The organism is Streptomyces sp. NPDC104581 (assembly GCF_055583685.1).
Genome location: NZ_JBVJNN010000048.1, coordinates 1 through 20442, shown reverse-complemented (window position 1 = coordinate 20442; position 20442 = coordinate 1). Strand labels below are relative to the sequence as shown.

General features: G+C 71.3%; 18 protein-coding genes and 1 pseudogene. 7 read left to right on the top strand and 12 right to left on the bottom strand.

The annotated features are described in order from the left end of the window. Positions 1-170 precede the first annotated feature (170 nt). A complete protein-coding gene (gene pepN / locus ACZ61E_RS28385; RefSeq protein WP_469702848.1) occupies positions 171-2828 on the bottom strand; it encodes an aminopeptidase N in 2658 nt (885 codons plus the stop codon). Between the two features lie 161 nt (positions 2829-2989). Here pepN and ACZ61E_RS28380 point away from each other — a divergent pair, with 161 nt between their 5' ends. Further along, complete coding sequence (locus ACZ61E_RS28380; RefSeq protein WP_469702847.1) at positions 2990-3628, top strand: mycothiol-dependent nitroreductase Rv2466c family protein; 639 nt, start codon at positions 2990-2992, stop codon at positions 3626-3628. A gap of 192 nt (positions 3629-3820) precedes the next feature. Here ACZ61E_RS28380 and ACZ61E_RS28375 read toward each other — a convergent pair whose 3' ends face one another. The 10 genes from ACZ61E_RS28375 to ACZ61E_RS28330 all read right to left on the bottom strand — a co-directional run bounded on the left by ACZ61E_RS28375 (position 3821) and on the right by ACZ61E_RS28330 (position 14717). After that, positions 3821-4465, bottom strand: a complete 645-nt coding sequence (locus ACZ61E_RS28375; protein WP_469702846.1) for a superoxide dismutase — start codon at positions 4463-4465, stop codon at positions 3821-3823. Between the two features lie 65 nt (positions 4466-4530). After that, positions 4531-5649 (bottom strand): glycerophosphodiester phosphodiesterase family protein, encoded by a 1119-nt coding sequence (locus ACZ61E_RS28370; RefSeq protein WP_469702844.1) that lies wholly within the window; start codon positions 5647-5649, stop codon positions 4531-4533. A 205-nt stretch (positions 5650-5854) separates the two neighbouring features. Beyond that, positions 5855-7261: an FGGY family carbohydrate kinase gene (locus ACZ61E_RS28365; RefSeq protein WP_469702842.1), complete on the bottom strand. Its 1407-nt coding sequence runs from the start codon at positions 7259-7261 to the stop codon at positions 5855-5857. Positions 7262-7304: 43 nt separating this feature from the next. Further along, entirely contained in the window at positions 7305-8315 is a 1011-nt protein-coding gene (locus tag ACZ61E_RS28360) for a 2-hydroxyacid dehydrogenase (RefSeq protein ID WP_469702840.1), read from the bottom strand. After that, positions 8312-9448, bottom strand: coding sequence for an ABC transporter ATP-binding protein (locus ACZ61E_RS28355; protein WP_469702839.1), 1137 nt, complete (start codon positions 9446-9448; stop codon positions 8312-8314). Before ACZ61E_RS28355 ends, ACZ61E_RS28360 begins: the two co-directional genes overlap by 4 nt. Then, positions 9441-10232 (bottom strand): DeoR/GlpR family DNA-binding transcription regulator, encoded by a 792-nt coding sequence (locus ACZ61E_RS28350; RefSeq protein ID WP_469702837.1) that lies wholly within the window; start codon positions 10230-10232, stop codon positions 9441-9443. Before ACZ61E_RS28350 ends, ACZ61E_RS28355 begins: the two co-directional genes overlap by 8 nt. Next, entirely contained in the window at positions 10229-11389 is a 1161-nt protein-coding gene (locus ACZ61E_RS28345) for an ABC transporter ATP-binding protein (RefSeq protein WP_469702835.1), read from the bottom strand. Before ACZ61E_RS28345 ends, ACZ61E_RS28350 begins: the two co-directional genes overlap by 4 nt. Continuing rightward, positions 11386-12240: a carbohydrate ABC transporter permease gene (locus tag ACZ61E_RS28340; protein ID WP_469702833.1), complete on the bottom strand. Its 855-nt coding sequence runs from the start codon at positions 12238-12240 to the stop codon at positions 11386-11388. The genes ACZ61E_RS28345 and ACZ61E_RS28340 overlap by 4 nt, the downstream gene beginning before the upstream one ends. Continuing rightward, positions 12237-13280 carry a carbohydrate ABC transporter permease gene (locus ACZ61E_RS28335; RefSeq protein WP_469702831.1) on the bottom strand — a complete coding sequence of 348 codons (1044 nt, stop codon included), beginning with the start codon at positions 13278-13280 and terminating at the stop codon, positions 12237-12239. Before ACZ61E_RS28335 ends, ACZ61E_RS28340 begins: the two co-directional genes overlap by 4 nt. A 6-nt stretch (positions 13281-13286) precedes the next feature. Next, positions 13287-14717 carry an ABC transporter substrate-binding protein gene (locus ACZ61E_RS28330; protein WP_469702830.1) on the bottom strand — a complete coding sequence of 477 codons (1431 nt, stop codon included), beginning with the start codon at positions 14715-14717 and terminating at the stop codon, positions 13287-13289. A 167-nt stretch (positions 14718-14884) separates the two neighbouring features. Between ACZ61E_RS28330 and ACZ61E_RS28325 the strand changes: the two genes are divergently transcribed. The 5 genes from ACZ61E_RS28325 to ACZ61E_RS28305 all read left to right on the top strand — a co-directional run bounded on the left by ACZ61E_RS28325 (position 14885) and on the right by ACZ61E_RS28305 (position 18825). Next, complete coding sequence (locus tag ACZ61E_RS28325; RefSeq protein ID WP_469702828.1) at positions 14885-16345, top strand: FGGY-family carbohydrate kinase; 1461 nt, start codon at positions 14885-14887, stop codon at positions 16343-16345. Beyond that, a complete protein-coding gene (locus tag ACZ61E_RS28320; protein WP_469702826.1) occupies positions 16342-16968 on the top strand; it encodes a histidine phosphatase family protein in 627 nt (208 codons plus the stop codon). The genes ACZ61E_RS28325 and ACZ61E_RS28320 overlap by 4 nt, the downstream gene beginning before the upstream one ends. A 40-nt stretch (positions 16969-17008) precedes the next feature. After that, positions 17009-17644 (top strand): hypothetical protein, encoded by a 636-nt coding sequence (locus tag ACZ61E_RS28315; RefSeq protein ID WP_469702825.1) that lies wholly within the window; start codon positions 17009-17011, stop codon positions 17642-17644. 156 nt (positions 17645-17800) lie between these two features. Further along, positions 17801-18649: a helix-turn-helix domain-containing protein gene (locus ACZ61E_RS28310; RefSeq protein ID WP_469702823.1), complete on the top strand. Its 849-nt coding sequence runs from the start codon at positions 17801-17803 to the stop codon at positions 18647-18649. Next, complete coding sequence (locus tag ACZ61E_RS28305; RefSeq protein ID WP_469702821.1) at positions 18625-18825, top strand: DUF397 domain-containing protein; 201 nt, start codon at positions 18625-18627, stop codon at positions 18823-18825. The genes ACZ61E_RS28310 and ACZ61E_RS28305 overlap by 25 nt, the downstream gene beginning before the upstream one ends. Positions 18826-18949: 124 nt before the next feature. On the opposite strand, the pseudogene ACZ61E_RS28300 reads toward ACZ61E_RS28305, so the two are convergent. Next, a pseudogene (locus ACZ61E_RS28300) lies at positions 18950-19312 on the bottom strand (hypothetical protein); the annotation flags it as partial. Positions 19313-19681: 369 nt separating this feature from the next. Between ACZ61E_RS28300 and ACZ61E_RS28295 the strand changes: the two are divergent. Beyond that, complete coding sequence (locus ACZ61E_RS28295; RefSeq protein ID WP_469702819.1) at positions 19682-20275, top strand: biotin transporter BioY; 594 nt, start codon at positions 19682-19684, stop codon at positions 20273-20275. Positions 20276-20442 lie beyond the last annotated feature (167 nt).

Sequence of the window (20442 nt, the reverse complement as noted above, 5' to 3'; positions counted from 1 at the left end):
GGGCCTCCCCATGAACGGCCCACCCGCTAACCGCTGTTACGAGTCCGTCGGCGAATCGGGACAAGCCCGTCCTAAAGTACGGACGTTCGATTGCCGATCAGGCGGGGCGCTTTCGGACACGCCCCCGGGTCCCGCGAGGTCCGTCCGAGAGCACCCCCGCCCCGCCCCGCTCAGCCCGCTGTCACCGCCGCTGTCGCGTCGCAGCTCTGCGCCGCCAGCGCCCGCGCCAGATCGTCCCGTGCCTCAAGTACCAGACGGCGCAGGGCCGGTGGCGCGTCCGGATGCGCCGCGAGCCAGGCGTCCGTGTCGCGCACCGTCTCCTCCCGGTCCTGGAGGCTCGGGTACAGCCCCTCCACCAGATCCATGCCGATCTGGATCGAACGCTCGGCCCACACCCGTTCGATCATCTCGAAGTACTTCTCCGCGTACGGCGCGGTCAACTCCCGCTGCCCCGGCTGCGCGAAGCCCGCGATCGTCGCCTCCACCAGCGCGTTCGACAGTGCGTCGGACTCGACGACGTCCGCCCACGCGGTCGCCTTGACCTCCTCGGAGGGACGCGAGGCCAGACACCGCACCTGGTGGCGCCTGCCGGACGCCGTGTCGTCACGGGCCAGCTCCGCCGCGATCACGGACTCGTCCGCCAGACCGTGCGCGGCCAGCGGACGCAGGAAGCTCCACCGCAGCTCCTGGTCGACATCGAGGCCGTCGATCTTCGCCGTGCTCCCCAGCAGGCTCCGCAGCAGCTGGAAATCGGCGTCGGAGGTCGCCGTCGACGCGAAGAACCGCGCCCAGGTCAGCTGGTGCTGACTGCCCGGCCCGGCCAGCCGCAGCTCGCGCAGCGCGCCCTCCGCCAGCGCCCGCGCGCCCTCCTCGCGCCACTGCGGCGCCGCGTAGTGGATCAGCGCGCCCTGGGCCCAGGCGTGCAGCCGCTGGAGCACGCCGATGTCCGACTCGCGCCCGGCGAACCGCAGCACCAGCCGGATGAAGTCGCGTGCCGGCATCAGCCCGTCCCGCGTCAGATTCCACAGCGCCGACCAGCACAGCGCCCGCGCGAGCGGATCGCTGAGTTCGCCCAGGTGCTCGCGCAGCGTCTCCAGCGACCCCTCGTCGAAGCGGATCTTGCAGTAGGTGAGGTCGTCGTCGTTGACCAGGATCAGATCCGGCCGCTCGGCGCCGGCCAGCTCCGTGACGACCGTGCGCGGACCGTCGACGTCGACCTCGGCGCGCGCGTACCTGACCAGCTCGGCGTCCACGCTCTCGCGCCGGTACAGGCCCACCGCCACCCGGTGCGGGCGCAGTTCGGGATGCGACTCGGTCGCCTCCTGGAGCACGGCCAGCTCCGTCACATGCCCGGAGGAGTCGTAGGTGACCGCCGGGGTCAGCGAGTTGACGCCCGCCGTCTCCAGCCAGGAACGCGACCACGACACCATGTCGCGCCCCGACGTCTCCGCCAGGACGGAGAGCAGGTCACCGAGGCGGGTGTTGCCGTACGCGTGCCGCTGGAAGTAGCGCCGGGCGCCCTCCAGGAACGCCTCGCGCCCCGCGTACGAGACGAGTTGCTTCAGGACCGACGCGCCCTTGGCGTAGGTGATGCCGTCGAAGTTGAGCTTGGCGTCCTCCAGGTCCCGGATGTCGGCCGTGACCGGGTGCGTGGACGGCAGCTGGTCGGCGCGGTACGCCCACGCCTTGCGGTTGTTGGCGAAGGTGACCCACGCGTTGGTGAAGCGCGTCGCCTCCGCCAGCGCCAGCGAGCCCATGAAGTCGGCGAACGACTCCTTCAGCCACAGGTCGTCCCACCAGCGCATCGTCACGAGGTCGCCGAACCACATGTGCGCCATCTCGTGCAGGATGACGTTCGCGCGGCGCTCGTAGGACGCCTGGGTGACCTTGCCCCGGAAGACGTAGTCCTCCCGGAAGGTCACACAGCCGGGGTTCTCCATCGCGCCGATGTTGTACTCCGGCACGAACGCCTGGTCGTACTTCCCGAAGGGGTACGGATAGTCGAAGTTGTCGTGGAAGAAGTCCAGGCCCTGCTTGGTCACCAGGAAGATGTCGTCGGCGTCGAAGTGCCGGGCGAGGCCCTTGCGGCACAGCGCGCCGAGCGGGATCTCCAGCGTGGAGCCGTCGGGCAGCACCCGCCGGTACACATCGGTGACCTGGTGGTACGGCCCCGCCACGACGGCCGTGATGTACGTCGGGATCGGCTTCGTCCCGGCGAACGTCCACACCCCGCTCTCGGCGCCCGACCCGGTCGCCGCGCCGTTGCTCCACACCGTCCAGCCCGCCGGCGCGGTCACCTCGAAGGTGAACGGCGCCTTCAGGTCGGGCTGTTCGAAGTTGGCGAAGACACGGCGCGCGTCGGCGGGCTCGTACTGCGTGTAGAGATAGACCTCGCCGTCCTCCGGGTCGACGAAGCGGTGCATGCCCTCGCCGGTCCGGCTGTAGGCGCACCGCGCGTCCACGACCAGCACGTTCTGCTCGGCCAGCCCGTACAGCGCGATGCGTGAGCCGTCGAACACGACGGACGGGTCCAGCGGGCGGCCGTTCAGGGTCAGCGACGTCACGCTCGGCGCCACCAGATCGACGAAGGTCGCCACGCCCGGCCGCACCGACCGGAAGTGGATCGTCGTCACCGAACGGAAGGTGCGGGGCGCGCCCGGCCCGTCCGCCGGTGCTCCGTCCGGCGCGTCGCCCGGCGTACCGCCCGAGGCGTCGCCCGGCGCATCGCCGACCGCCGACCGCAGGTCGAGCGCGACCTCGTACCGGTCGACGGACAGCAGCTCGGCCCGCTCACGGGCCTCGTCGCGGGACAGGTTCTCACCGGGCACGGACACTCCTAGGTGCGTGTTTTTACCTACAACGGTTCGAATTCTCCCACGGGGCACCGTCTCCGACGGCTGCCGGGAATGACTCCGGCGACCGGCGGTGTTGCCCCGTACGTCGCCATCGTTGGACCGCAGCCTGATCTTTTTCTAGGAGAGACACGCCCATGAGTGAAACGAGTGCCAGGACACCCGTCGGCTTCTGGTTCGATCCGATCTGTCCATGGGCCTGGATGACGTCCCGCTGGATGCTGGAGGTCGAGAAGGTCAGGGACGTCGAGGTCAGCTGGCACGTCATGAGCCTGGCCGTGCTGAACGAGGACAAGCTCGACGAGCTTCCCGAGCGGTACCGGGAGAGCATGAAGGCCGCCTGGGCCCCGGTCCGCGTCGTGATCGCCGCCCAGCAGCTGCACGGCGACGAGGTCGTCGGCAGGCTCTACACCGCCCTCGGCACCCGTATCCACAACCGCGGGGAGGGCAGCGAGCGGGCCACCCTCGTCGCGGCGCTGGCCGATGCCGGCCTGCCGGCCGACCTCATCGACTACGCGGACAAGGACACCTACGACGCCGAGCTGCGCGCCTCCCACAAGGAGGGCATCGACCAGGTCGGCCAGGAGGTCGGTACCCCGGTGATCTCGGTGCCCGGCTCCGACGGCGAGCAGATCGCCTTCTTCGGCCCGGTCGTGACCCCCGCCCCCAAGGGCGAGGAGGCCGCGCGGCTGTGGGACGGCACGCTGATGGTCGCCTCGATCCCCGGCTTCTACGAGATCAAGCGCACCCGTACGCAGGGCCCGGTCTTCGACTGACCGGTGCTCCGCCCCACGGGCCGCGCGGCGCGCCTCGCCGTGCCGGCCGCGGTTCTCAGGGGCGCTGTGGAAGGACCCCCGCGAGTCATGTCCTCGCGGGGGTCCTTCGTCATTCCGTCCGCAGGTGAAGGCTGAGAAGACGATCACGAGCAGGACGTCTGTGGGGGTGGCGGCGGGGCCGTCCGGGGCGGGTCAGGGCGCCAGGAGCAGGACGTCGTCCCGCTCCTTCGCCGCCGCGTAGCGCTTCGCCACGTCCCGCCAGTTCACGACGCGCCACATCGCCTCGATGAAGTCCACCTTCTGGTTCTTGTACTGGAGGTAGAAGGCGTGCTCCCAGGCGTCGAAGACCAGGACCGGCACCGATCCCTGGCCGACGTTGCCCTGGTGGTCGTAGACCTGCTCCACGATCAGCCTGCCGCTGACCGGCTCGTACGCCAGGACGCCCCAGCCGGAGCCCTGTGTGGTCGCCGCGGCTTTGGTGAGCTGGGCCTTGAAGCCGGCGAACGAGCCGAACGAGGCGGTGATCGCGTCGGCGAGGTCGCCCACACCGTCGGCGGCCAGCGGCTCGCCGCCGCCGTGGTCGCCCGTCATGTTGTGCCAGTAGATCGAGTGGAGGATATGGCCGGACAGATGGAACGCGAGGTTCTTCTGGAGTCCGTTGATCGCACCCCAGGACTCCTTGTCACGTGCCTCGTCCAGCTGCTCCAGGGTGTCGTTCGCGCCCTTCACGTACGCGGCGTGGTGCTTGTCGTGGTGCAGCTCGATGATCTGCGGATTGATGACCGGTTCGAGCGCCGCGTAGTCGTAGGGGAGTTCGGGGAGTGTGTAGATGGCCATGGGTGAGCCCTCCTGCTGCTTATTGCACATCCTATGCAACTGCACGCTAACAGCAAGAGGGCCCTTCATTGATCAGACGACAGGCCCTGGTCCTGGACGGGTGCGGGGAGTGTGTCCCGCGCCATCGACGCGATGTCCGGGAAGTCCGTCACCACGGCGTCCACGCCGCGGCCGAAGTGCAGGGCGTACTCCGCGAAGGCGTCACCGAACGCGTTGGGGTCCGTGCCGCGGCGCAGCGCCGCCGGCAGGTACTGGTTCTCCGCGCGGAAGGTGTACGCGCCCACCTTCAGACCCGCCCGGTGCGCGTCCGCCAGCAGGGTGAACGGCTCCACGACGGACGACTTGTCGGGTCCGATCCAGTCCGCGTACCGGGCGATCCGCCGCAGCCCCTCCGGCGTCATCATGTCCTTGTACGTCGTGGGGTCGCCCGCCGCGACATGGTCGTACGGCGCGCCCGTCGTGCCCAGCGCCTGCCAGAGCGGCAGCCGCAGCCGCTCCTCGGCGAACGCGGCGAGACTGCTCGGCTCGAACGACTGGACCACGCATTCGTCGGCGTCCAGCCGGTAGCGCCGCACGATCCGCGCGAGCGCGGGCTCCAGGGGCAGGCCGATGGAGCGGAAGTACGTGGGGTGCTTGGTCTCCGGGAAGACCGCGATCCGGCGGCGGTGGCGCCGGGACAGCTCGCGGGCCAGCCGCACGACCTCCTCGAAGGTCATCACCTGCTCGCGGCCGTCGAAGACGGTGTTGCGGTCACGGACCAGCGGCAGCCGCTCCACCGCCCGCAGGGTCTTCAGCTCGGCCAGCGTGAAGTCCTCGGTGAACCAGCCCGTCACCGCCCGCCCGTCGACGGTCTTCACCGTGCGCCGACCGGCGAACTCCGGATGCTCGGCGACGTCCGTCGTGCCCGAGATCTCGTTCTCGTGCCGCACGACCAGGACATGGTCCCTCGTCGGCACCAGATCGGGTTCGATCCAGTCGGCACCGGTCCGCACGGCGTGGGTGTACGACGCCGCCGTGTGCTCGGGCCGCCACCCGGCGGCGCCCCGGTGGCCGATGACCACGGGCCGGCGGGAGCCCGCCGGTCCCGTGGTCGCGGCGGCGGCCGGCAGCGCGGTCACGGCGGTCGCCGCGGTGGCGGCGCCGGCCGCGAGCAGTATCGAACGGCGTCCGGGCTGTACGGACATACGGGTCTCCCTCGTCAGGCTGGTGAACGGCGGACAGTTGACGTGATTCAGGGGGGGGCAGCAGCACGATAGGCGGGCGCACGGCCCGAGTTGACGCGATACGCACCGGATTCACCACCTGTGCGACACCCGTTCACCCGGCATTGACCCGGCTCCGCCCACGCCCGCCCGGGGTCCGCCCGGCGCGTGCCCGGTGCGCCGCCCCCTACGAGCCGTGCCGCGCCCGCGCCGACGACAGGCGCGCGAGGTGGTCCTCGTAGCCCTTCGTGTAGTACGCCGCCCGGACCGGGTCCGGGTCCACCACCGTCGTGGGGGCCGTCCACGCGGCGACGTCCAGCGGCACCCCGTGGCGTGCCGCCGACGCGAGGACCGCGCCCCGCGCGCCCACCTCGCCCTCCACGATCCGCAGCGGTCTGCCGAGCACGTCGGCGAACAGACGCGTCCAGGCGGGACTGCGGGTGCCGCCCCCGCAGACCGCGAGACTCCCCGTCAGACCCGCCGCCTCCAGGCAGTGCCGGGCGGCGTACGCGATGCCCTCGCAGGTCGCCCTGATCAGGTCGGCCGCCGTCGACTCCAGCGAGACACCGGTCAGTTCGGCCCGCAGCGCCGGGTCGACGAACGGCGCGCGCTCACCGGACGGCGCGAAGTACGGGAGCACCGCCACCCCGCCCGCGCCCGGTTCCACCGCGTCGAGCAGCGCGTCCACCTCGGCGAGGTCCGTGCCGGTCAGCGTCAGCACCCAGTCGAGCGCGGCCGTCCCCACCATCGCGGGCATGGCGCGCAGCCAGTGCCCCGGCCGGTCCGTCGAGATGTGCAGCCCGCCCGGCTCGCCGTCCAGGTCGAGTCCGTCCGTCGCGACGAGCGAGGCCAGGCACGTACCGATGATCAGCAGTCCGTCGCCCGGCTCGGTGACCCCCGCGCCCAGCGCGCAGGCCGGCAGGTCGTACGGCCCGTTGGCGATCCGCACGCCCGAGGGCAGTTCGCCGGTCGCGACCGGATCGCTGACCGGGGCCAGCAGACGCCTCCGGTGCGCGAGGCCCAACTCCGCGAGCACGTCGTCCGAATACGTCCGTGTCCGCGGGTCCAGGAACGGCATCGAGGCGTCCGACACATCCGTCGCCCGCACCCCGGTCAGCCGCTGGAAGACCATGTCCTTGCAGTACAGCGTCGTGGTCGCGGCGTCCAGCGCGGCCGGCTCGTGACGGTCGAGCCAGGCCAGCACCGGCCCCGGACAGCCCGGGAACATCGCGCTGCCGCTGCGCCGGAACACCGAGTCGAAGACGCCGGACGCCAGCCACGCGTCCACGAACTCGTGTGCCCTGCCGTCCATCCAGGAGATCGCGGGCCGCACCGGGCGCCCCCCCGCGTCGACCAGCCAGACCCCGTCGCCCTGCCCGGTGAGCCCGGCCAGCTCGACCGGTCCGGGCAGCGCGGCGGTGAGCGTGTCCAGCGCGTCGACGACCGCGCCGTACAGCTCCTCCATGTCCTGCTCGACACGGCCGCCGTGGATGTCGAGGCGCACCGGGCGGGACTCGACGGCCAGCGACCGGCCTCCCGCGTCGAAGGCCGCGGCCTTCACCATCGACGTGCCGACATCGATACCGACATACATCGCGCTCTCCTCAGCGTCCGGGGGTCCTCGGGCGGCGCGCGTCTCAGGTCAGACAGTGCGCCAGTGGCTCGCCCTTGGCGTAGCGCGCGACCTCGGCGGCGGCGATCCGCGCCGCCTTGCGTGCCACGGCCTTGCTGGCCCCGCCCAGATGCGGGGTCAGCACCACGTTGGGGGTGCCGTGCAGCCGGGACCCGGCGGGCAGCGGCTCCTGCGCGTAGGTGTCGAGCGCCGCCGCCGCGAGCTGCCCGCTGTCGAGCGCGTCGCAGAGCGCGTCCGTGTCGACGAGGCCGCCGCGCGCCACGTTCACCAGGGTCGATCCCCTGGGCAGCAGGGCCAGTTCGCGCGCGCCGATCAGGCCCTTCGTCTCCGGGGTGAGCCGCGCGTGCAGCGTGACGACGCTCGACCGGGACAGCAGCGCCTCCAGCGAGGGGGACCGCATGCCGTGCACGTCGCCCCGTACGTACGGGTCGAACACCTCCACCTCGGCACCGAACGCGGTCAGCACTCGGGCGACCCGGCTGCCGACCGCGCCGTAACCGACCAGCCCCACCGGGGTGTCCTCCAGCTCCGGGCCGCAGCGCTCGTACGTGTAGTGCGTGGCGTCCCACTTCCCTTCCAGGGCGAGGGAGTTGTGCGCCTCGGGGATCCGGCGCAGGGCCGCCAGGATCATCCCGACGGTGAACTCGGCCGTGGCCGCCGCGTTGCGCCCCGGCGCGAAGCAGACCTTGACGCCGCGCGCGCGGGCGGCGTCGGCGTTGACGTTGACCGGACCGCCCCGGCACACGGCGATCATCCGCAGCGCGGGGGAGGCGGCCAGCACCCGTTCGGTGAAGGGCCCCATCTGGGTCACACAGACCTCGACGCCGTCCAGCGCCTCGATCAGCGCGTCCTCGGAGTCGTTGGCCTCGTCGACCTCGGCGACCCTGCCGAAGGGCGTGAGCGGCCAGGGGAGGGTGAGTTGGGTGATCTCGGCCGGACCGGCGACGACGCGCCGAAGGGCCTCGGTGATCAGGGAGTTGAGGACGAAGTGATCACCAGCTGCGAGAATCCTCATGTCAGGGTCAGGGCCTCTCCGGTCTCGGCGTCGAAGACATGCGTGTGCCGTGGGTCCGCGGTGACGCGTACGGTGTCGCCCCGGTCCAGGCGTGTCTCCGGGCCGGTCTCCACGACGAGGGGTTCGGTGACGCCGTCGAGCGTGAGCGTGGCGATTCCGGACTCCAGGAGCGGCTCATGGGCGCTGACCGTAGCCCGTACGGCGCCGCCCCGGTCCTCGCTCCACCCGGTGTCCCCCGTCCCGGGCCCCGACTCACCCTCCCGGGTCAGCCGCAGGTCCTCCGGACGGATGCCGAGCACCACCTCCCGGCCGGCGGGCGGACCGGCCGGGCACGGGAACCGCGCCGTCGCGCCGACCCGCACCCGGCCGCCGGCCGCCACGACGCCCGGCAGCAGGTTGATCGCGGGCTCCCCCACGAAGTCGGCGACGAACACATTCGCCGGGGCGTCGTAGATCTCGTACGGCGTGCCGAGCTGCTGGATCACACCGTCCTTCATGACGGCGATCCGGTCGGCCAGCGACAGCGCCTCTTCCTGGTCGTGGGTGACGAGGATCGTCGTATGGCCCAGATCCCGCTGGATCCGCTTGAGTTCACGGCGGGTCGTGTCGCGCTGCGCGGCGTCCAGATGGGACAGCGGCTCGTCCAGGAGCAGTACGTCCGGCTCCCGGATCAGCGCCCTCGCCAGCGCCACGCGCTGCTTCTGACCGCTGGACAGACCGGCGGGCCGGGCGGCGAGGAGGTCGGTGATGCCGATGCGCTCGGCCATGTCGGCGACCCGGCGCCCGCGCTCCGCACGCCCGTGCAGACGGCGCGCCGCGAGCCCGAAGCCGAGATTCTCCGCGACGGTCAGCGGCGGGTAGAGCGCGTAGTTCTCGAAGGCGACACCGATGTTGCGCTCCCGCGCCGGCAGACCGACGACCGAGTCCCCGCCCACCAGGATGTCGCCGCCGGTGACCTCCTCCAGACCGGCGATCATCCGCAGCGTGGTCGACTTGCCGCAGCCGGACGGTCCGAGGAGTCCCAGCAGCTCACCGGAGCGCAGGCCGATGTCGATGCCCCGCACCGCGTCCACCGCCGGCCGCCCGCGCGCCACATAGGTCTTGCGCAGCCGGCGCAGGGTCAGTTCAGTCACCGCCCACCTCACAGACCTGATAGGGGACCTTGTGCTCGTCGAGATCGCGCAGCGCCTCCGCGGAGGCCCCCGCGTCCACGAGCACCAGGTCGAATGCGGAGAGCGGGGCCAGCCGGTGCAGGGCCACCCGGCCGAGCTTGGAGTGGTCGAGCAGCAGCACGTTGCGGGCCGCCGAGCCGAGCATCGCCCGCTTCACCGACACGATGTGCTGCTCCTGGTGGTAGGCGAAGCCCCCGGAGACAGCGGAGGTGGAGGTGAAGCAGACGTCGACCTGGAGCGACTGCACGGCCTCCACGCAACTGACCCCGAGGAAGGAGGAGTGCAGCGGGTCGTAGTCACCGCCGAGCGCCATCAGATGGATGCCGCGCTCCCCGGACAGCAGGTTGATCGCCTCCAGGAAGTTGGTGACGACGGTCAGCGGGGTGATGGGCCCGAGCCGCCGGGCGATCTCCAGGGTGGAGGTGGAGTCGTCCAGCATCACCGCCATACCCGGCTCGATCAGGCTCAGCGCGTGCCGGGCGACGGCCGCCTTCTCCTGGTGCATCGCCTTGAGCCGGAACGCGACGTTCGACTCGAACACGCCGGACGGCTGCGCGGTCACACCACCCCTGAACTTCCGTACGATGCCCTGGCGTTCGAGCTCGTCCAGGTCCCGGTGGATGGTCATCAGGCTGACGTCGAACCGTTCGGCCAGCTCGGCGGCGGTGCCCTCGCCCTGCGCGAGGACGTACTCGGCTATCGCCGCCTGGCGCGGGGCGGGGCCGCGCTGCTGCTGGGTGCTCATGTGCTGATCCTTCGTCCTGGACGTTCCGGCCGGTCGGCCTCGAACAGGAGCAGGTTCTCAAGACCCGCGCGGAGCCGTACAGGATCGTCGGTGCGCAGACCGGCCGCGGCGGCGCGCGGGGCGACGAGCGAGAGCTGCCCGGAGCCGATCCGGACGGTGACCTCGGTGGCGCGGCCGAGGACCTCGGTGACATAGACGGAGCCGGTCAGCTCCACCGCGCCGGTCCCGCCCGTCCCGCCGCCCCCGGCCGCCCCGCCCCCGCCGCCCCCGGCCTCACCCAGGGTGACGTCCCTCGGCCGCACGCCCAGCTGCACGACCGTCCCCGGCCGCGCCGGCACGTCCAGCGGCACCTCGAAGCCGCCGTCCGCCGACCCGAAGTGCCCGTCGGCGGTGACCGTCCCGGGCAACAGGTTGATCAGCGGGCGGCCGAAGGCGCGGGCGACGAACGTGTCGTACGGCCGGTGCCAGATCTCCTCACGTGTCCCGGTCTGGACGATCCGCCCGTCCCTGATCACCCCGATCCGGTCACCGAGCGCCAGCGCCTCCACCGAGTCGTGCGTGACATACAGCGTGGTCGTGTGCCGGACGTCCCCGATGGCCTTCAGCTCGGCGCGCATCGACTGGCGGAGTTTGGCGTCGAGATGGGAGAGCGGCTCGTCGAGGAGGAACGCGCGGGCGGGCCGTACGAGCACCCGGCCGAGCGCCACCCGCTGCCGCTGCCCGTTCGACAGCGCACCCACCGGACGCTCCAGCAGCTGCTCGATGCCCAGGAGTTCGGCGACGCCCTGGACGCGCGTCCGCGACTCGGCGGCCGGCAGCCGGTACTTGGGCGAGCGCAGCGGCGAGGCGAGGTTGTCGTAGGCGGAGCGGTGCGGATAGAGCGCGTACGACTCGAAGCACATGGCCACGCCCCGGTCGTACGGCTCGACACCGGTCATGTCCCGGCCGCCCAGCTCGACCGTCCCGGAGTCCGGCTCCTCCAGCCCGGCGACGGTCTTGAGCGTCGTCGTCTTGCCCGCTCCCGACGGACCGAGGAGACAGAAGAACTCGCCCTCGGCCACGTCCAGTTCGAGGCCGTCGAGCGCGAGCTTGCGCCCGTACGACTTGTGGACGCCGCGCAGACCTATCGACGTGGTGCCGGACCCGGCCGCGCTCACGACTTCACCGCCCCGAACGACAGGCCCCGCACCAGATACCGCTGGATCGTGAGCGCCAGCAGCAGCGGCGGGACCACCGACACCAGCGCGGCGGCGGCCGTCAGGTTGTACTTCGGCCGGTCACCGCCGAGGAACGACAGCGCGCCCACGGTCACGGTCTGCGCCTCGGACGAGGTGAGGATCAGCGGGAAGACGAAGTTGTTCCACGCGAAGATGAAGGCCAGCAGGGACACGGCGGCGACGCCCGGCTTCACCAGCGGCAGCGCGACCCGGAAGAACGCCTGCTTGCGGGTGTAGCCGTCGAGCAGCGCGGCCTGCTCCAGCTCCGGTGACAGATCCGCGAAGTACGACCGCATGATCCATACGATCAGCGGCAGTGTGACCAGTTGCAGGACCCAGATCATGCCGACGTAGGTGTCGAAGAGACCGAGCTGCTGGTAGAGCACGAACAGCGGGATGATCACGGTCAGTTCGGGCGCGAAGCGGAACGACAGCAGCGTGAACATCAGGTTCTCCGAGCCCCGGAACCGCCAGCGCGCGGCGGCGTACGCGGCGGGCAGCCCGATCACCAGGGAGAGCCCGACCGCCCCCAGCGACACCACCAGCGAGTTGAGGAAGAACCGTACGAACGGCACGCCCTCGTCCTCGCCGGCGCCGAGCACCGTGCGGTAGGAGTCCAGGGTCGGGGTGAAGGAGAAGTAGGTGCTGAACAGTTCGTTGGCCGGTTTCAGCGAGAGGACGACCATCCACACGACGGGGAAGAGCGCGAAGAGGAAGTACAGGATCAGCGCGCCGTCGGCGGCGATGCCCAGCAACCGCCTTTTCCCGGCACCTTTCTGACGTCTCGTCACTTCGGCACCTCCGCCGCCCTGTTCTGGATCCGGCCCAGATAGCGCACCAGCGCCATCGCCGCCAGATAGACCACCGCCCACAGCACGATCATGTAGCTCAGCCCGAACGAGTAGCGCTGGAAGCGGATCGCCTCCAGATAGGCGCGGATCTGGAGCACCACCGTGGAGTCGCCGGGGCCGCCCTCCGTCAGGGCGTAGATGATGTCGAAGACCTTGAGCGAGTCCATGAACCGGAAGATCACGGCGACCAGGACATAGGGCCACAGCATCGGCATCGTCAGCTTGCGGAAGGTGAACCACCGGCCCGCCCCGTCGACCGCCGCCGCCTCGAAGGGAGAGGCGGGCAGCGAACGCAGCCCCGCCAGCGCCAGGATCGCGACGAACGGGGTGTAGACCCACACGTCCACCGCGATCGAGGAGAGCAGCGCGCCCGTCGGGGTGTCCGTCCACTGCACCCCGCCCAGACCGAACGGCCGCAGCAGGTAATTGACCACCCCGACCGACGGCTGGAGCATCAGCTTCCAGATGATCGCGGCGATCACCGGCGCGATCATCAGCGGCAGGATCAGTACCTTCTCCAGCACCCGGCCGACCAGGGTCGAACGGTGCAGCAGCAGCGCCACGGCGACGCCGAGCACCGTCTCGACGGCGGCGGCGCCCACCGCGTACAGCACCGTCACCCACGCCGAGTCCCAGAACGAGGAGTCGGTGAAGATCCGCCGGTAGTTCTCCAGGCCCGTGAAGTCCGGCTGCGGCTTGCTCGCCGCGAAGTCGAACACCGTGTAGTACAGGCCGAGTCCGAAGGGATAGAGGATCCCGCCGGTCAGCAGCAGCGCGGGCACGATGAGCAGATACGGCCGCAGGGAGCGCCGCCACCGCGGGACGCCCCTCTCGGCGCCGGGGCCCGCGGGCGGGGGAGCGCCCGCGGCCGGGCCGGGGCCCGCGCCCCGATCCGCGGCCGACGCCTTGTCACGGGCGCCGGCCACGGCCGCGTCGTCGGACGAGGCCGCCCCGTGATCGGCCTCCGTCGACGAGTCCATGGGGCGTCACCCGACCTTCGACGCCAGATCGTCCGCCAGACCGTTCAGCACCGGCCCCGCGCTCCTGCCCCCGTAGATCTCCTGGAGCGCCGACGCCCAGCTCGTGGTCGCGTCGAAGAACTGCTCCTGCGGGGTGAACTGGATCCGTGTCTGGTCCTGGACGGCCTCGAACGTCTCGATGAAACCGGGGAGTCCGCTCATCTTGTCCCGGTACGCCGGGTCGTCGGCCACCGACGTGCGCACCGGATCGATGTGGTTGTACTCGATCGCGCCCTTGCGCAGATGCTCCTTGCCGGTGGCCCACTGGAGGAACAGCCAGGCGGCGCTCTTCCTCTCGCTCTTGGCGTTCATCCCGAGTGACCAGATCCACATGTTGGTCGCGAGCGAACCGTCCGGCCCCTTCGGGCCCGGATGGAACGCGATCTTCCCGGCGGCGGGCGACGCGCCCTTCACCGCCTGGAAGTAGGCGGCGGTGTCCGCGTCGAAGAGCATGCCCGCCTTCTTCGCGCCCAGGTCGCTCGAACACTGGTACCAGGTGTACGAGGTCCACGACGGCGGCCCGCCCTTCCTGACCATGTCCGCCCAGTCACGGGTGAACGTGATGGCCTCGGGGGAGTTCATGGCGGGCTTCAGAGTCTCCCCGTCGACCGTGAAGTCCTTCAGCCCGTAGCGGGAGAACATCGTCATGAAGCCGGGATGGATCGTCGCCCAGCTCCGCGAGCCGCGCACGGCGACCCCGTACATCCCGTCGAAACCGGCCCCCGGCGCCTTGCGCTTGATGGTCCCCGCGAGTTCGCGCAGCTCGTCGAAGGACTCGGCGGGCCGCAGACCCAGCTTGTTGAAGACCTCCGTGTTGTACGCGACGACATTGGCCTCCCAGCCCCACGGCAGCGCGTACTGCCCGCCCTGCCCGAGCGGCGTCCCGGCCTTCAGGGACCACTGGGTGCCCTCCAGGAGACTCGGCAGGAAGTCGTCCTTGTCCCATTCGGCGCCGGTGGCCGACTCGTTGCGCATCCACGGGCCGAGATCCTCCAGCCAGCCCGGCGGCCCGTACTGCCACACCATGTAGGCGCCGAGCATGAAGACGTCGTACGACGCCCGGCCGCTGGAGAGGTCCACGGTCAGCTTGTCGAAGTAGTTGTCCTCGGGGAACACGTCGTACTCGACCTTGATGCCGGTCTTCGCGGTGAACGCCTTCAGATCGGCGATCAGCGCGTCCGTGTACGGATGCTTGTTGAGCAGCGCCTTGACGGTGGTGCCCTTGTGCCGCCGCCAGTCGAAGGACCCGGTCACGTCGTCGGCCGCCGACCCGTCGCTCTCGCCGCCACCGCCGCCGAAGCCCGCCCCGCAGGCGCTCAGCAGCGGGACGGACGACGCCGCCGCCGTGAGTGCGAGGAACCGCCGACGGTCGTGCCCGAGCTTCCCGTGCATGTCCATCCGTGACCTCCACGGTCCGGCGGGAGAAGTAGTTCCCACGTTCCCACCCGTCGCTCACGCGTTCCTTCGAGTGGTTAACAGAGCTTGGAACACCGGTAGTTGCGCGTCAATCCCTCGCGCATCGCAAAATCTCGGTGCAGAGTGAGAACTTCACAGAGGGAGCCGGTATGTGGATGGGTGTCGATCTCGGTACACAGAGCGTCCGTGCGGTACTCGTCGGGGACGACGGGACCGTGCACGGGGGCGGAGCGGCCCCGCTGGTCGGCAGACGCGACGGCGTGCGCCACGAGCAGTCGCCGGACGACTGGTGGGAGGCGGCGCGCACCGCGATCGGCCAGGCCCTGAAGTCCGTGTCCGACGGCGTGTCACCCCCCGTCCGCGCGCTCGCCGTGTGCGGCACCTCCGGCACGGTCCTGCTCACCGACGGCGCCGGCCGCCCGCTCACCCCCGGCCTGATGTACGACGACGGGCGCGCCACCGCCGAGGCCGCGCAGGCCCGCGAGCGAGGACTGCGCGTCCAGCCGACCTGGGCGCTGCCGAAGGTGATGTGGCTCCTGAAGGACCGGCCGCGGACCGCGGGCGTACGCCTCGCCCACCAGGCGGACCTCGTCGTCTCCCGGCTGGTCGGCGGGCCCACCCCCTCCGACTCCAGCCACGCGCTGAAGACCGGTTACGACCTGACGGGCGACACCTGGCCGCACGCCGGACTGCGGGCCCTGGGGCTGGACCCCGGCCTCTTCCCGGAGGTCGTACGGCCAGGCGCGCGGCTCGGCGAGGTCGGCGCGGACGGCGAGAGCGCCACCGGAATCCCCGCCGGCACCCCCGTGATCGCCGGAATGACCGACGGCTGCGCGGCCCAGATCGCCTCGGGCTCCCTGGGCGTCGGATCCTGGAACTCCGTCCTCGGCACCACGCTCGTCCTCAAGGGCGTCACCGCGGCGCCCGTCCACGACAGCACCGGCGTCGTCTACAACCACCGTGCCCCGGACGGCGGCTGGCTCCCCGGCGGCGCGTCCGGCGCCGGAGCCGGCGCGCTGGGCAGAGCCTTCCCCGGCGCGGACCCGGCGCGCCTGGACGCACTCGCCGCCGCGCACGAACCGTCGACCGCCCTCGCCTATCCGCTGGTCGCGCGGGGCGAGCGGTTCCCCTTCCTCGCCCCCGAAGCCACCCCCCTCCTGCTCGGCGAACCCCGCTCGGACGCCGACCACTGGGCGGCGCTCCTCCAGGGCGTCGGCCACACCGAACGGCTCTGCCTGGACTACCTCGACCACCTCGGCGCCCCCCAGGACGGCCCGCTCACCTTCACCGGCGGCGGCTCGCGCAGCGCGTACTGGAACCAACTGCGCACCGACATCCTCGGCCGCGGCGTGCACATCCCCCGGCACAGCGAACCGGCACTCGGGATGGCGGTCCTCGCCGCGTACGGCGCCGGGGCCGCCCCCACCCTCGCGGAGGCGGCCGGGCGCATGGTCGGCCTCAGCCATGTCCTGTGCCCCGACCCGGCGCGCACCGCTCGCTTCCTCCAGCCGTATCTGAGCATGGTGGACGAACTGGAACGGCGCGGCTGGCTCCCCACCCCGGTCGCCGCGCACGCGCGTGCCCGCGCCGACGACCCGGAGGTCCCATGAGTACGACCCTGCTGCTGGCCCGCCACGGACAGACGCTCTGGCACGCCGAGAACCGCTACGCGGGCGTGAGCGACGTCGGCCTCACCGACGAGGGGCGCGCGCAGGCGGTGCGGCTGGGCTGGTGGGCGGGGCGGCAGGCGGCGGCGGGCGCGCCCATCGACGCCGTGTGGACCTCGACGGTGCCGCGGGCGATCGACACGGCCGAGCCCGCCTGCCGGGCGCTCGACCTCGTACCGACCCGCGAACACGACCTGCGCGAATGCGACTTCGGGGTGGTGGAGGGCCGTACGCTCGCCGAGTTCGAGGCGGTGGACCCGACCGCGGCGGCGGCCTTCCGCGCCGACCCGGTGGTGAACCCCTTCCCGGCCGCGGAGGACCCCCGCTCGGCAGCGGCCCGCGGCGCGGGCGCTCTGCGCCGGATCGCGTCGGCGCACGAGGGCGGCCGGGTCCTGGTCGTCGCCCACAACACCCTGCTGCGGCTGGTGCTCTGCGAACTCCTGTCGATCCCGCTGAGCGACTACCGCCGGGTCTTCCCGGCCCTGCGGAACGCCGCGGTGACCGAACTCCGCCTGACCGGAAAGGACACGGCGCTGCTGTCGCTGAACGTGCCGTGCGAGAGGTAGCCCTCGGTGATGACGTGATCGCTTTCGGTAGGATTCTTGGATGATCTCCAAGGGGCGACACCAGGACGGGGACGTCGCAGTGGTGCCGGACAAGAACGGTCACCGATGGGGATGGAGTTTCGTTCTCCGCCTCAACCAGCCTCTCACGCCTGACCAGGCCGATGCTTTCGACCACTGTGACGCCTTCGCCGACGGATCCGTCTCGTACACCCTCGGTCCCGAGGATCCCCACCGATACGCGTACCGTCCGGACCCCGCCGAGCTGAGTGAACTCATCTGCGATGTCGAGGCCCCCTCGCTCCTGGACGCCATCGCCCAGGTGGCGCGGGACATTCGGCTCATCCCCGGCCTGCGCGCCACCGGCGTCCGCTACGACGACACGGTGACCCTCGCGGAGGCCGCGCAGCGCTCCGGCCGCAGCCTCCAGTCTCTGGCGGGACTCTCCCGAGGGCAGCACGTACCCATCGGATTCCCGGATCCGGCATCCGACACGGAGGGAACGGTGTTCTACTCCTGGCGCGAGATCGCGGACTTCCTCCGGAGCATCGGCGACACCGTCCCCGAGACACCCCGCGAACTCGCTGTCGCGGACCAGGTGCTGCGCCTCGCTCACGAACTCGAAAGCCTCGAAGTGACGCCTGGCACGCTGCGCGCTCTGGGCCTGCCGACTGCCTGAGAGGCCGCTGCTGCGGATGGTGCTGAACATGTCGCGCCACGCCTAGCCCTATGTGATGAACCGGGTGCTTTCCGCTCCTGGGGGATGTGCGGCTGAATACGCTCGGGACGGGCTGGCTGCCACTGCCCTGTCACCGCAGGAAACAGGGGAGTCGGCATGGCGAAGGGCGGGTCCGACTCGGGCCGGGAGGCATCGGCGCGGGTCATGTTGTACGAGACGATCGCGCGCCTGCGTGAGGAGTCGGGCAAGTCGCTCGCCGAGTTACAGGAGTTGACGACGTACGACCGCGCGTATCTGCACAAGCTGGAGACGGGGGCGCGGCTGGGGTCACCGCAGGTGGTGGCGGCGCTGGACGCGGTGTACGGGACGAAGAAACAGTTGTCGCAGCTGTGGGTGCTGGCGAGGGAGGACGCGTTCGGGGACCGGTACCAGCGGTTCATGAGGTTGGAGCGGGAGGCGACGGTCCAGTACCAGTACGTGTGCAGCGTCATTCCCGGTCTGCTCCAGACGGAGCCCTACGCCGAGGAGATTCTGGCCAAGGGCCGCCCACGCGGTGATGCGGAACTGGCCGAGCTGGTCGCGGCCCGGATGAGCCGTCAGGACATCCTGGAGGGCGACGACGCCCCTCACTTCAGGGCGTTGCTCGACGAGGCCGTGTTCCGCCGCGCGGCAACGGATCCGAAAGTGTGGAGGGACCAGTTGGAAGCGCTGCTCGAAGCGGGGCAGCGGCCCGGCGTCACCATCCAGGTGGTGCCGTTCTCGGCGGGGTTGCACGATCTGCTGGGTGGCTCGCTCACCGTCCTCTGGCTCGCGAACGGGAAGTCCGTGGCCTATCTGGAGGGTTCGAAGTCCGGTGAGTTGATCGAGGAACCGGAGAAGGTCGAAGCGCTGCGCTTGTCCTACGATCTGCTACGAGACAAGACGCTCTCTCCCGAGAGCTCCGCAGATTTCATCAGGCGACTGATTGAGGAGATCCCGCGATGCGATCCGTCCGACCCGACCTGACCGAGGCCGCTTGGCGTAAGTCGTCGTACAGCAACTCGGACGGCGGCCAGTGCGTCGAGGTGTCCGACGGCTTCCTCCCTGGTGTCGTCCCCGTCCGTGACTCGAAGGTTCCGGACGGCCCGGCGCTCGTCTTCCCCGCCCGCGTGTGGGAGGCGTTCGTTCAGACGCTTCGCTGATCACCCCGTCGCCACAACACGGCTCCGGCGCTTCCGTGCCGGAGCCTCCGTCCTGCGTGCTTCTTGGTGGTCATCGGGACTGTGCGGGCCCCGGTGGCACTCCGTACGGCCGCAACCCTCCAGCCCCGATCCCGCGCTCGGCCGACGCGCGTTCACCCGGGCGACGAGGACTGCGCAGTACCTTCGGGCCCTGTCCGCGCACCACCAGGGAGCGGGCCATCCGGGAGGCGCCGTAGATGTTGGCGTCCATCGCCGACAGCAGCGCCACCAGCACGACGACGTTCATGATCTGGCCCGCGCCAGGGATGTCGAGACGGTCGAGCATGGCCACGTACGGGCCTGAACCCTTCTCGGTGATCTCCGGGTCGTCCCGGGGAACCAGCGCGACGACGGACGCCGTCGAGCCCACGTAGAAGAGCGCGATGCGCCACATCGCCGTCCGTACGGCCTTCGCGACACCCGGGACCGGATCCTCCGACTCGGCCGCCGGGCCACAGTCCGGCCGCGCGTGCCGCTCACCCGTCACACGGTCCCGGGACACGGACGCCGGGCTCACCCGAGGTGAAGGGGGCGCCCAGTCTCCGGCTCGGGCCGCCTTTGGTGGGAAGTCACAGTCGGTCCGGCGGCCGGCCCGCCGCGCGAAACGATCTTCGTCGTGGTCGTACGACCCTCACCTGAGTGAATTGCGTGACGAGCGTCACGCCCATCGGCGGCATGCGGCGCCCCAGTTGTCGGAAGCCCACCATCAGCCAGGCCGCCGTCTTGTGCTCGGCCGCCCGTGTCCGGGCACGGACAGGTGGGCTACCGTCAGCCTGTTCCCCTGCCCACACGTCTGTCCCCACCCCGCGGAGTCCCGATGAGCACTGCTGCCGCCACCACCCGATCCGGAGCGGTCCTCGCCGATCTGCTCCCCGCCGCCCGGCACCGGTACGCCGTCGACACCGCCCTCGTACTCGGCGGCGCGGCCCTCACCGGCATCGCCGCGCAGATCGCCGTCCCGGTCCCCGGCTCCCCGGTCCCGGTCACCGGCCAGACCTTCGCCGCGCTGCTCGTCGGCACCGCGCTCGGCGCCCGCCGCGGCTTCCTCTCGCTCGCCGTCTACACCCTCGTCGGCATGGCCGGCATGCCCTGGTTCTCCGAGGGCTCGTCGGGCCCCGGCGGCGCCTCCTTCGGCTACGTCCTCGGGATGCTGCTCGCCGCCACCGTCGTCGGTTCGCTCGCCCGGCGCGGCGGCGACCGCTCCGTCCCGCGCACCGCCGGGACGATGGTCGTCGGCTCCCTCATCATCTACGCGGTGGGCGTGCCGTATCTCGCGGTCGCCGCCGACCTCTCACTGAGCGCGGCCCTGGCCGCCGGACTCACCCCGTTCCTGATCGGCGACGCGCTCAAGGCCGCGCTGGCGATGGGTCTGCTGCCCGTCTCCTGGAAGCTGATCGGCCGCCGGGACTGACACCGGCTCCCGCCGGGCCGGCGGGAGCCACGTCGGAGCGGGGGGGGGGGGGGGGGGGGGGGGGCGGGGGGGGGGGGGGGGGGAGGGGGGGGGGGGGGAGGGAGGGGGGGGGGGGGGGGGGGGAGGCGGGGGGGGGGGGGGAGGGGAAGGAGGGGGGGGGGGAGGAG